Raw genomic sequence first — 17,059 nt, 5'->3', positions numbered from 1 at the left:
AGATAGTTTTATTAGCGCCTCGACGGGCATAGATGAGGTATGCCGATCACCAGTCGAGAGTGGGACGAGGGCCGGTTCGACGCCGACGAGAGCGCGCCCCGGACCGATACGGTCGGGGAGTACGAGACGGACAAGGACCTGATCCTCGCCTTCCTCAGTCGGAACGGCGAGAAGGCCTACACGCGGGCGGAGGTCCACCGTGGCGTCGATTTCGGTGAATCTGAAGACCCCGACACGGTCCACGAGAAGCTGTCGGTGTTGCCGAACTCGATCCTCGACGCGGCCGGCGACATCGCCGCGAGCGGACTCGTGAGCGACGACATCGACGAAGCGCTCGCCGAACTCGTCGCCGAGGACACCATCGAGCGACGGAACCTCGACCGCGACGGCGAACCGGTCACGTACTACCGACTCGTGCAGGCGTGACCCGCCGTCGAAGCGCTGCTCGTGGGACGGAATTTCGATGAACAGGGGAGTACGGCGTGGCGGTTCGATGCTCGCAGTGGGACTCGGGGTGCTCGCGTACAATCTCTCGACGGGCGAGCCGGTCTTTAGGCTTCTCGACACCGAGGACCCGATCGTGTCCGGGACGGTCAACAGTCCGCTCCTCTCGTACGTGTTCGCCGTCGTCTTCGTCGCCGTCGGTGCGTTCGTCCTCTTTCGGAGCGCGTCGTGACCGGTCGGTGGCGCGGTCGAATCACGAGGCGCAACCGAAATCGTTTTCGGTGGTTTCGTTCTACACCAACTCGCGGGGTCGTGGCCAAGCCAGGTATGGCGACTGACTCCAGAGGCACCGCGCTCGGTGACGAGACTCCAGACTGATATACAGAGCGGGCGACTGATCATCGCCCGCCGTGACGACCCTCTGGAGGACCGAGGCGCGACCGGAGATATCAGTCGATCGGGGGTTCAAATCCCTCCGACCCCACTTTGCTGTGGCGAGAAAAACATTCGAATCGTCGAGCTACGCATCCGAAATCGCGGAACGGGGCTGTCTCGTCGTCGTTACAGGTCGTCGACCCAGCCGGTATTGCTTTCCTCTGCGGTGTAGCTGAGTTCGAGCGCGCATCGGAGCCGCCGGAGGGGATCTCTGATTGTCGTCATGCTGTCTGACGCACGTCATTCTTTCACAGTGTCTGTAATAAACTTTGTGTCGAACTGACTGATCGGCGATTGCCCACCCCTCGTTTGCCAACGCTCATTGGCTCGCCGCACCGACGTCGTGTATGGTCGAGCGCGGCGGCTCGCGGCTGCCCGGCGTCGCCGAGGACGATTCCATTGTCCTCCACGTCGATATGGACTGTTTCTACGCCGCCTGTGAGCGCCGCCGCAATCCCGACTTGGAGAGCGAACCGGTCGTCGTCGGCATGGGCTACGAGGCCGGCGAGAGCCACGGCGCGGTCGCCACCGCGAGCTACGAAGCCCGCGCCGAGGGCATCGAGAGCGCACAGGCCATCTCGACGGCGCTCGATCGACTGCCTCGCGTCGAGGATGCGAACGCAGACGAGGTCACTGGTCACTATCTCCCCGTCGATCTCGATTACTACGAGACCGTCGGCGAGGAGGTTCGGGAGGTTCTACACGACTGTGCCGACATCGTCCGCGAGGTGAGCATCGACGAGGCGGCCCTCGACGTCACCGAGCGGACCTCGTGGCAGCGCGTCGACGGCCGGACGCTCGCCGAGGGCTACGCCCGTCACGTCAAAGAGCGCATCCTCCAGGAAGTAGGCGTCGTCGCGAGCATCGGCGTCGCCCCCAACATGAGCGCCGCGAAGGTCGCCGCCGACCGCGACAAACCGGACGGACTCGTGACTGTGGAACCCGGCGAGGTAGCCGAGTTCTTCGCGCCACTCGACATCGAATCTGTCCACGGCGTCGGTCCCGTGACCGCCCGCGAATGCCGGGAGATGGGCATCGAGACGGCGGGCGACCTCGCGGAGACCGCCCCGAGCAGGCTCGACGAACGGTTCGGCGAGCGCGGCCGGGAGATCCGTGCGTTCGCCCGCGGCGACGACACCCGAGCGGTGACGCCCGTCGGCCGCCCGAAGAGTCTCTCGCGCGAGTCGGCGTTCACCGAGGCTACCGAGGACGTGGACGACCTCCGCGAGCGTGTCGCGGCGCTCGCAACCGCCGTCGCCGAGCGCGCAGAGCGCGAGGAGGCGCTCTATCGCACCATCGGCATCAAGGTCGTCACCCCGCCGTTCGACGTCAACACCCGCGCGCGCTCGCTGCCCGGCCCGGTGGCCGATGCCGATCTCCTCCGGACCGTGGCGCTCGACCTCCTTGGGGAGTTCGACGACACGGCAGTCAGGAAAGTCGGCGTCAGGGTTTCGAACCTCGCCTTCGAATCCGGTGAACAGGCTAGCCTCGACGGGTTCGACGCCCACGAGGGTGAGCGGGCCGACGGCGGGATCGAGCGAACAGGAGAGACGGATGCGGACGAGACGGCCGATCGGTCGGCGTCGGTCCCGGAACCGACCGACGGTCAGGCACGCTTCGACGATTTCGCGGACGAATAACCAAACTACAAGCGGGCCACCACCCAAGCCCGAGGTATGGAGCTTCGCGCACGAAATCACGTGCCGGCGCTTGCGGGACTGCTCTCTGCGGTATCGCTCGCGCTCGTCTTCGGGGCCGTTCTCGGAGCGTTCGAGGGAACGCTTCCACGTGCCCCGACGGCGGTGCTCGACGCGATTCCCCTCGTGAACGTTCTCGTCAGCGCCCTCGCCATCGTCACTATCGCCACCGGCTGGCGAGCCATCAGGCGCGGCGCAGTCCGCCGCCATCGCACGTTGATGGGTGTCTCGCTCGCACTGTTCGTCACCTTCCTCGTCCTCTATCTCTACCGCGTCTCGCTGCTCGGGCCGGCACCGTTTCCGGGTCCCGATAGTATATATCGGTTCGTCTATCTCCCGACGCTCGCCATCCACGTCTCGCTCGCCATCGTCTGCATCCCGCTGCTCTACTACGTCCTGCTGCTCGCGCTCACCCGGCCCGTCGAGGCGCTCTCGGCAACGAACCATCCACGAGTCGGTCGCGTCGCCGCCTCGCTGTGGATGACCTCGTTCGCACTCGGCATCGTCGTCTATCTGCTGTCGTACGTCGTCTACTGATTGTCGTCCGCCCGCGACCGAAATCCGTACGCCTTTGTCCGCCGCCGTCGTACGCGTGTCGTGGAAAACGTCACCGACCGCACGAGCAATCCCTTCGGCATGCGCCCGCCGTGCGAACGGTTCGTGGCGGGCTACGGCGACGCCAACGCGGCGTTGCACCTCGTCGGCGACCATCCCGGTGTTCACGGCGGTCTCGATACGGGCGTCCCGTTCACGAACGCCGCCGGTCGCCGCCTGCTCGCCGTCTTCGCCGACATAGGGTTGCTCGACGATCCCGACGCCGACGCCCCCGCCCTCGACGATCTCTTCCTCTCGTACCTCCACCTCTGTGCCGGCGACCCGACCCCGGAGTCGTACGCCGACTGCGAGCGATTTTTCGACGCCGAACTCCGCGCCATCGGCGCTCACGTCCTGCTTCCCGTCGGCGAGCGCGCGACCGAACACGTCCTGCGGACCTACACCGCCCGTACCCCACCGCAACCGCTCGACATGGACGCCCTTCACGCGACCGAGCTGCGGGGGAGCGGCTGGCTCGTCGTTCCGATAGCCGATCCCGGAGGCTGGAACGACGGCCACGCCGAGCGATTGCGGGAGGCGCTCGAAACGCTGCTCGGCACCGACTACCGCCGCGAGGCCGAACTCGGGCGGTTCATGCCCGGCGACGAACCGTATCTCGTCCGCTGATCGCGCTCATTCGGTCGGGTCCGCCGTCCTGTCGCGCAGTTCGGTGCGTCGGATCTTGCCGGTCACCGTCTTGGGGAGGTCGTCCACGAACTCCACCTCGCGGGGATACTCGTGGGCCGACAGTTCCTCGCGGACGTGTGTTTGCAGTTCCTCGGCGAGGTCTTCCGAACCACTGTGGTCGCCGGTGAGCACGACGTAGGCCTTGACGATGTTGCCGCGCTCGGTGTCGGGTTTCGGGACGACCGCGGCCTCCGCCACCGCGGGATGCTCGCCGAGCGAGGATTCGACCTCGAAGGGACCGATGCGGTAGCCAGAGGAGAGGATCACGTCGTCGGCGCGGCCCTCGAACCAGAAATACCCATCTTCATCGAGATGGGCGAGGTCGCCCGAGAGATACCATTCACCATCGCTTCCCTCGACGAAGCAGCCGTCGGTCTTTTCGGGGTTCTCCCAGTATTCGGCGAAGAAGCAGGGGAACTCACCCCGGTGGGCGATCTCGCCCGTCTCGCCGGGGTCGAGCACCTCGCCGGTTTCGGGGTCGACGATGGCCGACTCAACACCCGGAAGGGGTTTGCCCATGCTCCCCGGTCTGAGTTCCATCATCGGATAGTTGTTGATGACCATATTGCCGGTCTCGGTCTGGCCGTAGGTATCCAGAATCGTCACGTCCAATGCCTGTTCACCCCACTCGACGACGCCGGCCGAGAGCGGCTCGCCGATCGAGAGCGCGTGGCGCAGGTCGAGGTCGACGCCCGAGAGCACGTCCTCGTTTGTCCTGAGCATCCGGTAGGCAGTCGGCACCGAGAATAATACACTGATCGGGAACTCGTCCAGAAGGTCGGCCCATTTTTCAGGACTGAACTCACCTTCGTAGGCGAGCTGGCTCGTGCCCCAGAACCACGCGCCGAGGGCGTTGATGGGGCCCGTGAGCCAGCCGAGGTCGGCGGTCGACCAGTAGAGATCGTCCTCTTGCAGATCGACCGCGTAGCGCTGGGTGGCCGCGACGCCGGCGACCCACCGGTGTTTGTGGAGGACACCCTTCGCCAGCCCGGTCGTGCCGCTGGTGTAGTAGAGCAGGGCGTTGTCCTCGCTGCCCGTCTTCGCCGCCTCGTATTCGGCGCTCGCGTCGGCCATTGCTTCCTCGAAATCCACGTCGCCGTCGGCGATGCCATCGCCCCGGTCGACCGTGATAACGGTCTCGACGCTCGGGACGTCTTCAAGCGCGCGTTCGACCGTCTCGCGGTTCTCGGAGGTGGTCACGACCGCGCGCCCGTTGCAGTCGCCGAGTCGATAGGCGATGCCGTCGGGACCGAAGCGCTCGTTGACGCCGCCGAAGACCGCGCCGCGCTTCAGGGTTCCCACCAGCGCGACGTAGTGGGCCGGAACCCGTGGCAGATAGGTAAACACCCGGTCGCCGCGCTCGATGCCCTCGCTTTCGAGCACGTTTGCGAACTGATTGGACCGTTCGGCGAGGTCATCGAACGTCAGCGTCTCGCGCTCGCCGTCGGTGCCGGCGTACTCCAGTGCCACTTTCCCTGTGCCGTCGGCGTGGCGGTCGCAGACCTCGTGGCCGATGTTGAACTCCTCAGGGGCGTCCCAGTCGGCCTCGGCGTAGATATCGTCCCACGAGAACTCCCCGCGCGCGGCCTCGTAATCGGGCAAGTTGTGCGTTGCCATACCTCGATTACTGTCACGGCCACCATCAATGGTGTTCATGCCGAAGTGACATCTCCACGGGCGAGACACGGTGGCCGGTGTCAGGAGAGCGGTTCGACCAGTTCGGCAAGCGCCGCCCGTGGGTCGTCGGCCTTCGCCACGCCGCTGGCGAGTAGCACGCCCTCCGCACCCAACTCGCCCGCCGCATCGAGGTCGTCGCCCGACGAGATGCCGGCCCCACAGAGCACGTCCACCGAGTCATCGACCGCTTCGGCCGCCGTGACCGCCTCGGTGACGATATCGGGATCGGCCTGACTCACCGATTGGTCGCCGCCGATGAGTTCCGGCGGCTCGACCGCCACCGCATCCGGCCCGAGCGCCGCCGCCGCACCCACCTGCGCGGGGTTGTTCGCACAGACGACCGTTTCGAGACCTGCGCGGTCGGCGGCGGCGAGTGCCCCGTCGACGTCGGCGAGGCGGAGCCGGTGCTCGGAGTGGTTGATGAGTGTGCCAGTCGCACCCGCCTCCGCCACCGCCTCGGCGAGCGTACTTCCCGTGTGACTGCCGTGTTCCACGGCGGAGACGTGCTGTGCCCACGTCTCGACGCCCGTGTCGGCGACCGCTGCGAGCCGGGCCGCTTGAGGCGCGACGGCGATCCGCGCACCCGATTCGTCGGCCACTTCACGTGCGGCGGCCGCGATCTCGACCGGATCGGTGGCGTAGGCTTTCAGATTGACGAGGACGAACATGGTTGGAGGGGAGCCGCGACGGACAAATAGGTTGCGAGGTTGGTCGCGATGCCGGACGAGCCCCGGCGTAGAGTCGTTCAGGAATCCTTGCGCTGCACGACGTCGCCGAGGGTGTACTCGCCGGTGGAGGCTCCACCCTCCCACTCGGTATCGGAGACGCCGCCCTCGGTGAGCGTGATGTCGAGTTTGCGTTCGAGCTTGCTCTGGACGCTGTCGCTCGGGAGGCTCGCGCCGCGTTCGAGTTTTCTGATGAGGCTCGCCTTCTCGTTGAGTTCCTGGGCCAGTTCCTTCTGGCTCAGTCCCGCCGCCTCGCGCGCGGTGCGGATGCGCTCGTCGTAATCTTGCACCACCTCGTCCATGTCGTCGAACATGTCCCGCCGGCGCGAACCGCCCGCGCTCCCCGAATCGCCGGCGCTCGACGATTCGTTGGTGCCGTCCGACGACCCGGTCGAATATTTCGTGGATGCACTCCCGGTCGACTGCTGTTCGACCTCGGTACCGAAGTCCGTACAGTCGTCACAGACGTCGAGTTCAGCACCTTCGATTTTCACCGTCGTCGGAGAAGCCGTCTCCGCACCGCACATCTCACACTGAACCATATCGGGAGAAGGCCACCCGCGCGTATAAAACGTCCGCCGTGCTCAGCGGCCCGGCGAGAGCGCGCTCCACGCGTGCGAGAGGCGCTGGAGCGCCGTCAGATGGCCGACGACGGCCAGCACGACCAGCAGCCAGCCGACAAGGCTCACATCGAGAATCGAGAACTGGACGAACGCCGCCAGTCCGGTGACGATGCCGATGAGCGCGAGGCGATCCGCGCGACCGAGCAGTCCCCCATACACCCGGTCGAGACCGACCGCCTGCGCCTGTGTGCCGAGATAGGAGGTCATCAAGACACCGGTGACGGCCACGATGCCCAGAACCTCCCTGTCGATACCCACCGCGAGTCCGACGACCAGCACGATATCGGCGTACCGGTCGAGCACGTGGTCGAGCAGATCGCCGGCCCGTGATGCCGTGTCGAGCCGGCGGGCGAGCGCCCCGTCGAGCAGGTCGAGCGCGCCGTTCAGGCCCACGAGTACTGCGCCGACGAAATACCACACTGACTCGCCGCCCACGAGGGTGTAGGCGACCCCAGCCCCGCCCGCGAGGGCGAACGCCAATACACTCACCGCGTTCGGCGTCAGCCCCGCGCGCACGGCCAAGCCGACGAACGGCTCCAACAGTCTGTCGGCGAGCGAGCGGTACTGGTCGAGCGTCATCGGCGCTCTACCGACACCGCGTCGAGAAACGAGACCGTCCCGGCGCTCGGTTCGCGCTCGCCGGCGACGACCCGCTCGATTTCGGCGGCGGTCTCCTCGGGAGTGCGCTCGGTCGCGTCGATCTCGTAGACGCTATCGAGTCCGTGGCTCTCGACGGCTTCGGCGAGGATCACGTCGAGCGCCTCGCTCTCGCGGTTCTCCTCGACCGTCCTCTCGGACTCACCGCGGGCGGCGAGGCGCTCGCCGAGTTCGTCGGGATGACAGCGCAGCACGACCACCCGGTCAGCCGGCAGCCGGTGGGCGAGATGGGATTCGACGAGTTCGATTTCGTCCTTTTCTCGCTCGTCGAGGGCTGCCGCGACCGCGTCCATATCCGCGACCAGACTCTCCCGACTCTCGTCGGTCCCTGTATCGAGTCCGTCCGCGCGGATGACGTCGTTCAGATGTACTACTTCGTGATCGAGGCGTTCGGTCGCGGTCGTCTTGCCCGTGCCGGGCGTGCCGGTGATAGCGACCCGCATACTCATGCGAGCACCTCGTTTATCACCTCGACCGCGCGCTGGGTCTCCTCGCGCGTGCCACAGGAGATCCGGATGCAGTCGGTGAGTTCGAAACTCGAACAGTCCCGGACGATCACGCCCTTCCGTTTGGCGGCCTCCGCGACCGTCGTGGCGTCGCCCACGTCGACGAGCACGAAGTTGCCCGCGCTCGGGTATGTGTCTGCGTCGAGTTCGTCCATCACGAACTCGCGCGCCCACCGGACCGTCTCGACGGTTTTTTCGACGTGTTCGCGGTCGTCGAGCGCAGCGAGACCCGCCCGACAGGCGAGCGCGCTGGCCGCGAACGGCGTGTTCACGCGCGCGTACGCCCCGGCCCATTCGTCGGGCACCACGGCGTAGCCGAGTCGCACGCCCGCCAGCCCGTAGGCCTTCGAGAACGTCCTGAGCACGGCGACGTCATCGCGGGCGTTCCATCCCTCTCGACCCTCGACGAGCGCGAGCGCGCTCGGAACGTCGGCGAACTCGCCGTAAGCCTCGTCGACCACTATCAAGGTTTCCTCGTCGGTTTCTTCGGCCACCTGCTCTATGGTGTCGAGGCTCGCGGTCGTGCCGGTCGGGTTGTGCGGGCTCGTGAGATAGACGATACGCTCGCCGTCGTAGGCGTCGAGGACGGTCTCGGGTGTCTGTGCGAACCCGTTCGATCGCTCCAGTTCGTAGGTGTTCACACGACCGTGATGATAGCGCGCGCTCATCGCGTAGTAGGCGAATCCGGGGCGAGAGACGAGTACCGAATCGCCGGGGTCGAGCAGCGCGCGCGAGAGGTAATCGAGCGCGCCGTCGCCGCCGTTGGCGAGCCAGATTTGTGCTGGATCGACCGCCCAGCGCTCGGCGATGCGCTCCGTGAGGTCGGTGTGTACGCTCTTGGGGTAGGTGTGGACCGTTTCGGCACCGTCGCGGATGGCGGCGGCCGCCGCCGGACTCGGGCCGTGCGGGTTCTCGTTCGAGGAGAGTGTCACCAGTTCGTCGGGCGCGAGATCCAGCTCGCGGGCGACCTCCTCGCTACCTCGGCCCGCCGCGTACACGGTGTGATTCGAGAGGTCGCGTGGCTGCATGGTTCGAAAAACGGGTGACGGGGTTTAAGCGTACTCACACGCCTCCGGGCGTGGTTCGTCCCCCATCGCCCGGTTGCTGACATCCGAAAGCACATAATCGACCCGGGCGAGAGGCCGGTATCGAATGAATCGTACGGACGCTATCGCCTTCACGATGCGCTTTCTGGGTGCGCTGCTGTTCGCCATCGGCATCGGTGCGGCCGTCGTCGGCGGCTACGCGCTGATTCAGGAGGACTTCGGTCTCTGTGGCGACCCGATCCTCGAAGTCAGTTCGCCGAGCGACACGACCGGGAGTCCCACGGTCGCCGCGGGCGACCTCTCCGGTCCCGAGCGCACGGCGTTCGTCGAGGCCATCGGGACCCCCACGAGCGAGAGCGAAATCGACGGGCCGATTCGGACGGACGCACTGCGCAAGGGCGCGGTCGTCACCTATCAGGGCGAGCGCTACTACGCGGCCATCGGGTCGTTGAACCAGTGTGTCGTCATCGACCCGCTCGTCTTCCCGCTCGGGGTGGCGCTGGTCGCGCTCGGAGCCATCGCCTACGTCAGCCCTACCCTCCGGCGCTGGTTCGAGTCCGTCATGGAATCGTGACCGAATGCGAGAGCGTGCCGACGCCCTCGATCTCGACGGCCACGCGATCGCCGTCCGACAGCGGTCCGACGCCGGCGGGCGTTCCCGTCGAGATGACGTCGCCCGGTTCGAGGGTCATATAGGCGGTGATCTCCGCGACGAGTTCGGGTATCGAGAAGATGAACTGATCCCTCGAAGAGTGCTGTCTGCGCTCGCCGTTGACCCGGAGTTCGATGCTCGCGTCTTCTGGCACCTCGTCGGGAGTGGCGAGTAGCGGTCCCATCGGCGCAGCGCCGTCGAAGGCCTTCCCGCGCACCCAGTTCTGCTCGATCGACTGGTCGTCGCGGTTCGAGATGTCGTTGACACACGTGTAGCCGCCCACGACGTCCATCGCATCGTCCTCGGCGACGTTGCGACACTCGGTGCCGATAACGACGCCGAGTTCGGCCTCGTAGTCGATGCGCTCCTTCCCCGGGAGGAGTTCCACGGTCTGGTTGTGGCTCGCCACGGCGTTCGGTCCCTTCAAGAAGAGCATCGGGCGCTCGGGAATCTCACTACCTTGCTCTTCGGCGTGATCCTCGTAGTTGAGACCGACACAGACGATCTTCGACGGTTCGGTCGGGGCGAGTACGTCGACTTCCCCCGGCGAAAACGTGTCGTCCGGAAAGGCGACTCTCCCCGTCGGACCGGCGTTGGCGGTGATGCGACTTTCCTCGGCATCCCACTCGCCGGTGCGAACCTCACCCTCGGGGTCGCGGAACCTGACGCGGTGCATGGCCGCCTCTCGTCGCCGGCCCTGATAAATACACACGCATCCGTCCGTGTTCTCCGTCCACACGCTCGCCTACAGTATTAAGTGCGTGACGCGAGAACTCCGGAGTGCAATGGAACTCACCTGGCACGGTCACTCGACGTGGTATCTCGAAGTCGGAAACACCAGTCTGCTCATCGACCCCTTCTTCGACAACCCGCATACCGAAATGGAGCCGGCGGACATCGACCAACCCGACTACGTACTCCTGACCCACGGCCACGCCGACCACATCGCCCACGTCGGCGAATTCACGGATGCGACGGTGGTCGCCCCGGTCGAAGTCGCCGCCTACGTCGAAGCGGAGATGGGTGCCGACGACACCATCGGGATGAACATCGGGGGAACTGTGGAATGTGGCGACGCCTACGTGACGATGCACCGGGCCGATCACACCAGCGGCATCGACATGGGCTACGAGTACGAACTCGGCAATCCCGCGGGCTATCTCGTCAGCGACGAACAGCCGGGTCCCGACGGCACGGGGACCTCGTTCTATCACGCCGGCGACACAGGTTTGATGAGCGAGATGAAGGACGTCATCGCTCCGTACCTTCAGCCCGATGCCGTGGCACTCCCGATGGGCGACCACTTCACGATGGGGATCTGGCAGGCCGCCATCGCCGCCGAGTGGCTCGAAGCGCCCCACGTGTTCCCGATGCACTACGATACCATGCCGCCGCTCGAAGCCGACCCACAGGAGTTCGCCGATGCGGTCGCCGAGCGCGCGCCCGACAGCGAAGTCCACGTCCTCGACGACGACGGCTCGTTCACGCTCGACTGAATCGATCGTGTAGACCACCTGCACGACCGGGACGCTTACGGTCGCGGCGCTCCCAGAACAGGTGCAATGGCAGACATCACCGTCAGCAGCACGTCCGAAGAGGGATTCGCCACTACCAGTCGACTCGGTGACTTCGAACTCACCATCGACGCCACCAACGAGACGGGACCAGACCCGAACGAAACGCTCGTCGCCGACTACGCCTCCTGCTACATCCCGGCCTTCCGCGTCGCCGGTCAGCAGCGCGACCACGACGACCTCGGGAAGATCGAGATCGACGCCGAGGCCGACCTCGACGATGACGACGACCTCGAAGCCATCCGCTTCGACATGCGTGTCGAGGCCGACATCAGCGGCGAGGAAGACGAACTCGTCGAACGCGGCGAGGAGATCTGTCACGTCCACTCGGCGCTGCGCGAGGACCTCCACGCCGACATCTCGGTCGAGAGCGGCGCGTTCTAAGCACCCACTTTTTAGACGGGGGCATCGCGCGCTTCGCGCGCTCAACCCCCGACCAAAAACCTGGACTAAAAACTCCCGCTCGCGCCTTCGGCGCTCGCGGCGAACCCCGTTCACTGCGTTCGCGCGGACACGACTGTTTCACACCGCAACCGCCAACCACACAGCACCGCCGAAGCCCTCGGCGCGCTCCCTTCGGTCGCGGCACTCGCTCCGCTCGTGCCGGCGCGCCTCGCCCTTCATCCGCCAGGTCCGCACCGCGGCGGCCGCGCCGCCACGCACCTTCAGTCACGACTCGTCGATCACTCAGACGAAATAGTCGATTCGGTTACAAAACATCGTTTCAGGGAACCGTTTTGTGGGCGTGTCACTAATTCGCAGATATGGCGGTCGAAGACACGGGCTACGTACAGGTCGCATCGCTGTCGGACCTCGAAGCCGAAGGCCGAAAAGTCGTCAGCAGCGACGGCCGGCCGATCGCGCTCTTCCACCACGAGGGCGCAGTCTACGCCGTCGACAACCGCTGTCCGCACATGGGCTTCCCGCTGACCCGCGGGACCGTCGAGGACGGCATCCTCACTTGCCACTGGCATCACGCACGCTTCGAACTGGAGGAGGGCGACACCTTCGACCTCTTCGCCGACGACGTCCAGACCTTCCCGACCGCAATCGACGACGGCGAGGTGTATCTCGACCCCGACCCCGAACCCGACGTCCCGCCCGCGACACGATTTCGCAACCGACTCGCCGACGGCCTGCAGGAAGACATCTCGCTTGTGATGGCGAAGTCGGTGATCGGCTTAGATGAGGAGGGAGAGGGGTTCTACACGCCGCTCGAAACCGCCGTCAACTTCGGCACGCGCTACCGCGCGATGGGCTGGGGACGCGGTCTCACTACCTTGGGCTGCATGGCGAACCTCTACGACCACGTCGGCAGCCGGGACAAGCGCCGAGCGATGTTCACGGGCGTCCGCGAGGTCGCCGACGATTCGGCCGGCGAACCACCACGCTTCCAGCAGTACGCCTTCGACAACCGCGACCTCTCGAAGGAACGTCTCAAGTCGTGGTTCCGGAATACCTGCGAGGTGCGCGACACCGACGGCGCGGAGCGCTGTCTACTCACGGCTATCGACACGCTCCCGCCGGAAGACGTCGCGGAGATGGTCTTTTCGGCCGCGACCGACCACCGCTACATGAACGCCGGGCACACACTGGATTTCATCAACACGGCCTTCGAGACGGCACAACACCTCGGCTGGGAGGAACATGCCGATGCCGCGCTCGCCTCGACGGTCGCCCAGATCACCGACGCCACCAGAAGTGAAGAACTCTCCTCGTGGCGTCAACCCGTGGACATCGCAGGGCTGTGTACCGATGCGAACGATCGCCTCTCCGATCTCGTGGCTGCCGGCGAGGGCAAAGAGTGGGAGCGCCCCGAGGGATTCGTCGAGACGCTACTCGCCGACGATGCGGAGGCGATCATCGACGCGCTGACCGACGCCATCAAATCGGGTGCGACGACCGAACAGCTCGCCGACGCGGTCGCGCGCGCGGCCACCCGCCGGGTGCTCTGGTTCGCCACGAACAACGAGTTCAACGACTGGAACACCGTCCATCACACCTTCACCTACGCGAACGCCCTCCACCGCGCGACCCAGAAGACCGACGCGACCGAACTCTATCGGACCTGCTTCGACGGCGCGATGTCGGTCTATCTCGATCGGTTCCTCAACTCGCCGCGCGCGCCGGTGCCCGATCCCGGCGAGACCGATCGCGCGCCCGCGGATGTCCGCGCCGACCTGCTCGGCGCGTTCGACGAACAGGGCAACACCAATCGTGCGGCCAGCCTCGTGAGCGAACATTTCGATGCCGACGGCGACTCTGATGATTTGAAACGTACGCTCGGGCGCGGATTGCTCCGCGAGGACGCCGACTTCCACACCCTCCAGAACCTGACGGCGGCCATCGAGCGTTTCGAATACGTCGACGAGGAGAGCGAGCAGCGGACGGCGCTGATGGCGACCGCACGCTACATGGCCGCCCACTTCCCGACGCGGCGTTCGAACGAGCAGACCTTCTCGATTGCGACGCGGCTGCACCGTGGCGAGCGCCTCCACGAGGTGGAGTAGGTCAATCTCACGACATCGCCGAGCGCCACCGTTTAGCGCCCGGCGTGCGCATATGCGATATGAGCAACACCGACCACGACTGGCCGGTTCTCGAATCGGTCACCGAGTACGAGACCGGCTGGTACACCGGTGGCTACGACCGCGTCGAACAGCCCGATGGAACGGAAAAGAAGTACTACTGGGCGGAACTCCCGGCGGCGGTCGTGGTGGTCGCTCGCAGCGACAAGGAGTTGGTGTTCGTCGACCAGTATCGGCCAGCTATCGGCGAGCAGTGTCTCGAACTCCCGGCCGGTATCGTCGAGGACGGCGAATCGGCCACCACGGCGGGCGCGCGCGAACTCCGCGAGGAGACCGGCTTCGAGGCCGCAGGCATCTCGCTGCTCTCCGAGTTCTGGGTCGCTACTGGCGTGCTCCGGCATCGCCGCGCCATCGTCTTCGCGGAGGGACTTACCCCCACTGACCGCGACCTCGACGACAACGAGTTTCTGACCGTGACGACGATACCAATCGATGAAGCGCTCGCGGTGGCGCGCGAAGAACCCGCAAACGACGCCACCATCGAGGGGCTGCTGCTCGCGCGCGAGGAGGGTCTGCTCTGACGAACGGCGGTTTTATTCGCCCGAAACCGCTACCGCTCCCTGTGAGCGACGAAATCACGCCCGACGAACTCGAATCCCGTCTCGATGGCGACGAAGCGATTCGCGTCGTCGACATCCGCTCGTCGGCTGCCTTCGAGCGCGGCCACATTCCCGACAGCGAGAACGTTCCTTTCGCCGAACTACCCCGGAGCGTCGAGCGCTTCGCCGACGCCGAGCGCATCGTGACCGTCTGTCCGCACGGCAAGGCAAGTTTGCAGGCCGTCCAGTTGCTCCGCTCGGCCGAAGCGATCGACGACGCCACCGTCGAGAGTCTCGCCGGCGGTCTCGAAGCGTGGGACGGCCCGCTCGACGCCGCCGTCGAACGCACGACCACCGACGACCGCACGGCCACCGCCAGCGACGCGACCGACGCGCCGTTCTGAGTTACCCGTCGAGAAACTCCCGTACCCTGCCGTAATCGTGCGTGTTGAGCACGTTATCCGCTTCGACCCAGCCGCGCCGGGCGGTGTGAACCCCGTACCCGAGGAGGTCGTAGTTCGCCGGTCGATGGGCATCGGTGTCGATGACGACCGTGGCTCCTGCCTCGATCGCCGTCCGGACCGCACCGCCCGAGAGGTCGAGCCGTTGCGGGTTCGCGTTCACTTCGAGCGCGACGTCGTGTTCGGCGGCCGCTGCGGCGACCCGCTCGAAATCGAGGTCCAGACCGCTGCGCTGGTTCAGGTAGCGCCCGGTCGGATGACCGATGATATCGACGTGTGGGTGTTCGATGGCGCTGACGACCCGCTCGGTGCCGTCGCCGTCGAGCGCGCTGTGCGGTGAGGCGACCACGATGTCGAGAGCCTCCAGAACGCCGTCGCCGACCGAAACCCCGCCATCGGCGTCGATGTTCGCCTCGACGCCCGCGAACACATCGATGTCGGCATTCTCGGCAGCCTCTTCGATGGCCGCGCGCTGGGATTCGAGGTCGTCGTCCGAGAGACCCGTGTCGGCGACGATTCCCGGCCCGCTCGCGTGGTCGGTGATGGCGACGTACTCGTGGCCGAATTCGGCCGCGCCTGCGACCATCTCCGTGATCGTGTAGTCACCGTCGGACCACTCGGAGTGGACGTGGAGGTCGCCGCGAACGTCCCCCTCGGTGAGCAGGTCGGGCAGTTCGCCGGCGGCCGCGGCGGCGAGTTCGCCACCGTCCTCGCGGAGTTCGGGTGGAATCCACGGTAGTCCCACGGCATCGTACATGCCCTCCTCCGTATTGCCCGCGACGCGTTCGCCGACGCGCTGGCCCGCCTCGATGTCCCCGACATCCGACACATCGAAGACGCCGTACTCGTTGACTTTCAACTCCTGTTCGATGGCGCGATTGCGAAAGCCGATGTTGTGATCGCGGCTCCCGGTGAAATACTGGAGCGCACTGCCGAACTCCTCGGGAACCACCACTCGCAGATCGACCCGTACTCCTTTCGAGCGGATGCTGGCCTTGCCCGTGCCGGCCTCGATGATTTCGTCAGTTCGCTCCCAGTCGGTGAATCGCTCGACGACGGTTTCGGGCTCGTCGCTCGCAACCAGCACGTCGACGTCGCCGATGGTCTCGCGCCAGCGCCGCAGCGACCCCGCGAGTTCGCAGTTGGCGACCGCCCCCGGCCCCGCGACGTAGTTCTTCAGTTCCTCGCCGAGCGGCCGTGCGTCGCCGAGCAGCGCGCGCTCGCCGGCCTGCCGGGCGAAGTCGATACCCGACAGGATGTTCTCCTCGGTCTTCGCGCCGAAGCCCTCGACCTCCTGAATGCGCTCCTCGCGCGCGGCCGTTTCGAGGTCGTCCAGGTCCTCGACGCCGAGTTCTTCGTAGAGCGTCCCCACGGTTTTGGGTCCGACGCCCTCGACCCGCGTGAGTTCGGCCATCTCAACAGGTAGTTCGGCGCGTAGCTCATCCAGTTCCTCGATGTCGCCCGTCTCGACGAACTCGACGATTTTCTCGGCGAGTGCCTCGCCGACGCCCTCGATTTCCTCGACGGCCGCCTGCCCATCGGCGACCAGCGATTCGACGGATTCGGGATGGGCGCGGACGTTCTCGGCCGCCCGACGGTAGGACTGTGGTTTGTATTCGACACCTGTGGCTTCGAGGCGGTCGGCGAACTCCTCGAAGCGGTCGGCGACGGTGTCGTTCGTACTCATCGGCGTGCCCTCGATTCGTCCCGTCCGAGCGCCTGTTGCAGGAAGTTCATCCAGCGCTTTTGGTCGGCGGCCTCTTTCGCCGTCGCCTCGCGCTCGATGTCGGCGGTCCCGAGGTCGCCGAGTGCGTGCAGCGCGCGCTCGATGCCGATGATGCTCTCGACGAGTTCCTCGCCGCGCTCGCGCGTAATGTCACCCTCCTCGATGCGCTGTCGGCGCGCGAGGCGCTCGCGCCGGAGGTTTCGCTTGGCCTGCTCGACGGTCTCGCGCTCGTCGGCCGGCACTGACCCGCGCGACCGCGTCTCGAAGACGAACTCGGCGAGCGCGAGTCGCTCGCCCTGGACGGTGATTTCGTCGGGAATCGTCGCCCCGACGGTCGCGCCCTCGCGGTCGAGGCGCGCGAGGAGCTGTTTTCGCTCGTACGGTTTCATGGAACCTCTGAGAGCCGAATCCACTTCGACCCTGCGGCC

19 protein-coding genes, 1 tRNA gene and 1 pseudogene are annotated in these 17,059 nt (G+C 66.1%); 12 read left to right on the top strand and 9 right to left on the bottom strand.

Translation table 11 applies throughout. The features are described from left to right. The first annotated feature begins 39 nt into the window (after positions 1-39). The 6 genes from ACP97_RS05490 (at position 40) to ACP97_RS05465 (ending at position 3,797) form a co-directional block, all read left to right on the top strand. Positions 40-426, top strand: a complete 387-nt coding sequence (locus ACP97_RS05490) for a hypothetical protein (RefSeq protein ID WP_049996832.1) — start codon at positions 40-42, stop codon at positions 424-426. A 37-nt stretch (positions 427-463) separates the two neighbouring features. Then, the gene (locus ACP97_RS05485) at positions 464-676 is read left to right on the top strand and encodes a hypothetical protein (protein WP_154019954.1); all 213 of its coding nucleotides are present in this window, start codon (positions 464-466) and stop codon (positions 674-676) included. A 74-nt stretch (positions 677-750) separates the two neighbouring features. Further along, positions 751-928: transfer RNA gene (locus ACP97_RS05480), tRNA-Trp, on the top strand. Positions 929-1,226: 298 nt separating this feature from the next. Further along, entirely contained in the window at positions 1,227-2,519 is a 1,293-nt protein-coding gene (locus ACP97_RS05475) for a DNA polymerase Y family protein (RefSeq protein ID WP_049996830.1), read from the top strand. 36 nt (positions 2,520-2,555) lie between these two features. After that, positions 2,556-3,113, top strand: coding sequence for a DUF420 domain-containing protein (locus ACP97_RS05470; RefSeq protein WP_049996829.1), 558 nt, complete (start codon positions 2,556-2,558; stop codon positions 3,111-3,113). 60 nt (positions 3,114-3,173) lie between these two features. Continuing rightward, positions 3,174-3,797, top strand: coding sequence for a uracil-DNA glycosylase family protein (locus tag ACP97_RS05465; RefSeq protein WP_049996828.1), 624 nt, complete (start codon positions 3,174-3,176; stop codon positions 3,795-3,797). A gap of 6 nt (positions 3,798-3,803) precedes the next feature. Here the strand turns inward: ACP97_RS05465 and ACP97_RS05460 are convergent, their stop codons facing one another. From ACP97_RS05460 to hisC, 6 genes and pseudogenes are all read right to left on the bottom strand, one after another. Next, positions 3,804-5,474 carry an acyl-CoA synthetase gene (locus ACP97_RS05460; RefSeq protein ID WP_049996827.1) on the bottom strand — a complete coding sequence of 557 codons (1,671 nt, stop codon included), beginning with the start codon at positions 5,472-5,474 and terminating at the stop codon, positions 3,804-3,806. An 80-nt stretch (positions 5,475-5,554) separates the two neighbouring features. After that, the gene (gene tpiA / locus ACP97_RS05455) at positions 5,555-6,202 is read right to left on the bottom strand and encodes a triose-phosphate isomerase (RefSeq protein WP_049996826.1); all 648 of its coding nucleotides are present in this window, start codon (positions 6,200-6,202) and stop codon (positions 5,555-5,557) included. Positions 6,203-6,279: 77 nt separating this feature from the next. Then, positions 6,280-6,810 (bottom strand): annotated as a pseudogene (locus ACP97_RS05450) (multiprotein bridging factor aMBF1); the annotation flags it as partial. A gap of 33 nt (positions 6,811-6,843) precedes the next feature. After that, positions 6,844-7,461 (bottom strand): CDP-alcohol phosphatidyltransferase family protein, encoded by a 618-nt coding sequence (locus ACP97_RS05445; protein WP_049996824.1) that lies wholly within the window; start codon positions 7,459-7,461, stop codon positions 6,844-6,846. Next, the gene (locus tag ACP97_RS05440; protein ID WP_049996823.1) at positions 7,458-7,982 is read right to left on the bottom strand and encodes an adenylate kinase family protein; all 525 of its coding nucleotides are present in this window, start codon (positions 7,980-7,982) and stop codon (positions 7,458-7,460) included. Before ACP97_RS05440 ends, ACP97_RS05445 begins: the two co-directional genes overlap by 4 nt. 2 nt (positions 7,983-7,984) lie before the next feature. After that, the gene (gene hisC / locus ACP97_RS05435) at positions 7,985-9,073 is read right to left on the bottom strand and encodes a histidinol-phosphate transaminase (protein WP_049996822.1); all 1,089 of its coding nucleotides are present in this window, start codon (positions 9,071-9,073) and stop codon (positions 7,985-7,987) included. 124 nt (positions 9,074-9,197) lie between these two features. Between hisC and ACP97_RS05430 the strand changes: the two genes are divergently transcribed. After that, positions 9,198-9,665: a hypothetical protein gene (locus ACP97_RS05430; RefSeq protein ID WP_049996821.1), complete on the top strand. Its 468-nt coding sequence runs from the start codon at positions 9,198-9,200 to the stop codon at positions 9,663-9,665. On the opposite strand, the gene ACP97_RS05425 is transcribed toward ACP97_RS05430, so the two are convergent. Further along, positions 9,652-10,419 (bottom strand): fumarylacetoacetate hydrolase family protein, encoded by a 768-nt coding sequence (locus tag ACP97_RS05425; protein WP_049996820.1) that lies wholly within the window; start codon positions 10,417-10,419, stop codon positions 9,652-9,654. The two genes, ACP97_RS05430 and ACP97_RS05425, sit on opposite strands and share 14 nt — an antisense overlap. A 109-nt stretch (positions 10,420-10,528) precedes the next feature. Between ACP97_RS05425 and ACP97_RS05420 the strand changes: the two genes are divergently transcribed. The 5 genes from ACP97_RS05420 (at position 10,529) to ACP97_RS05400 (ending at position 14,848) form a co-directional block, all read left to right on the top strand. Then, entirely contained in the window at positions 10,529-11,239 is a 711-nt protein-coding gene (locus ACP97_RS05420; RefSeq protein WP_049996819.1) for a metal-dependent hydrolase, read from the top strand. Between the two features lie 66 nt (positions 11,240-11,305). After that, positions 11,306-11,701 carry an OsmC family protein gene (locus ACP97_RS05415; RefSeq protein ID WP_049996818.1) on the top strand — a complete coding sequence of 132 codons (396 nt, stop codon included), beginning with the start codon at positions 11,306-11,308 and terminating at the stop codon, positions 11,699-11,701. A 380-nt stretch (positions 11,702-12,081) separates the two neighbouring features. Next, the gene (locus ACP97_RS05410) at positions 12,082-13,827 is read left to right on the top strand and encodes a Rieske (2Fe-2S) protein (protein ID WP_049996817.1); all 1,746 of its coding nucleotides are present in this window, start codon (positions 12,082-12,084) and stop codon (positions 13,825-13,827) included. A gap of 59 nt (positions 13,828-13,886) precedes the next feature. Further along, entirely contained in the window at positions 13,887-14,426 is a 540-nt protein-coding gene (locus tag ACP97_RS05405) for an NUDIX hydrolase (RefSeq protein ID WP_049996816.1), read from the top strand. A 41-nt stretch (positions 14,427-14,467) separates the two neighbouring features. Then, a complete protein-coding gene (locus tag ACP97_RS05400; protein WP_049996815.1) occupies positions 14,468-14,848 on the top strand; it encodes a rhodanese-like domain-containing protein in 381 nt (126 codons plus the stop codon). Position 14,849: 1 nt separating this feature from the next. Here the strand turns inward: ACP97_RS05400 and polX are convergent, their stop codons facing one another. After that, a complete protein-coding gene (gene polX, locus ACP97_RS05395) occupies positions 14,850-16,592 on the bottom strand; it encodes a DNA polymerase/3'-5' exonuclease PolX (protein WP_049996814.1) in 1,743 nt (580 codons plus the stop codon). Beyond that, a complete protein-coding gene (locus ACP97_RS05390) occupies positions 16,589-17,020 on the bottom strand; it encodes a DUF5788 family protein (RefSeq protein ID WP_049996813.1) in 432 nt (143 codons plus the stop codon). Before ACP97_RS05390 ends, polX begins: the two co-directional genes overlap by 4 nt. Positions 17,021-17,059: the final 39 nt, after the last annotated feature.

This window comes from Halococcus sediminicola, from assembly GCF_000755245.1.
GTDB classification, from domain to species: Archaea; Halobacteriota; Halobacteria; order Halobacteriales; family Halococcaceae; genus Halococcus; species Halococcus sediminicola.
Note: the sequence above shows the minus strand (reverse complement) of the source record. Positions and strands in the feature narration are given on the sequence as shown.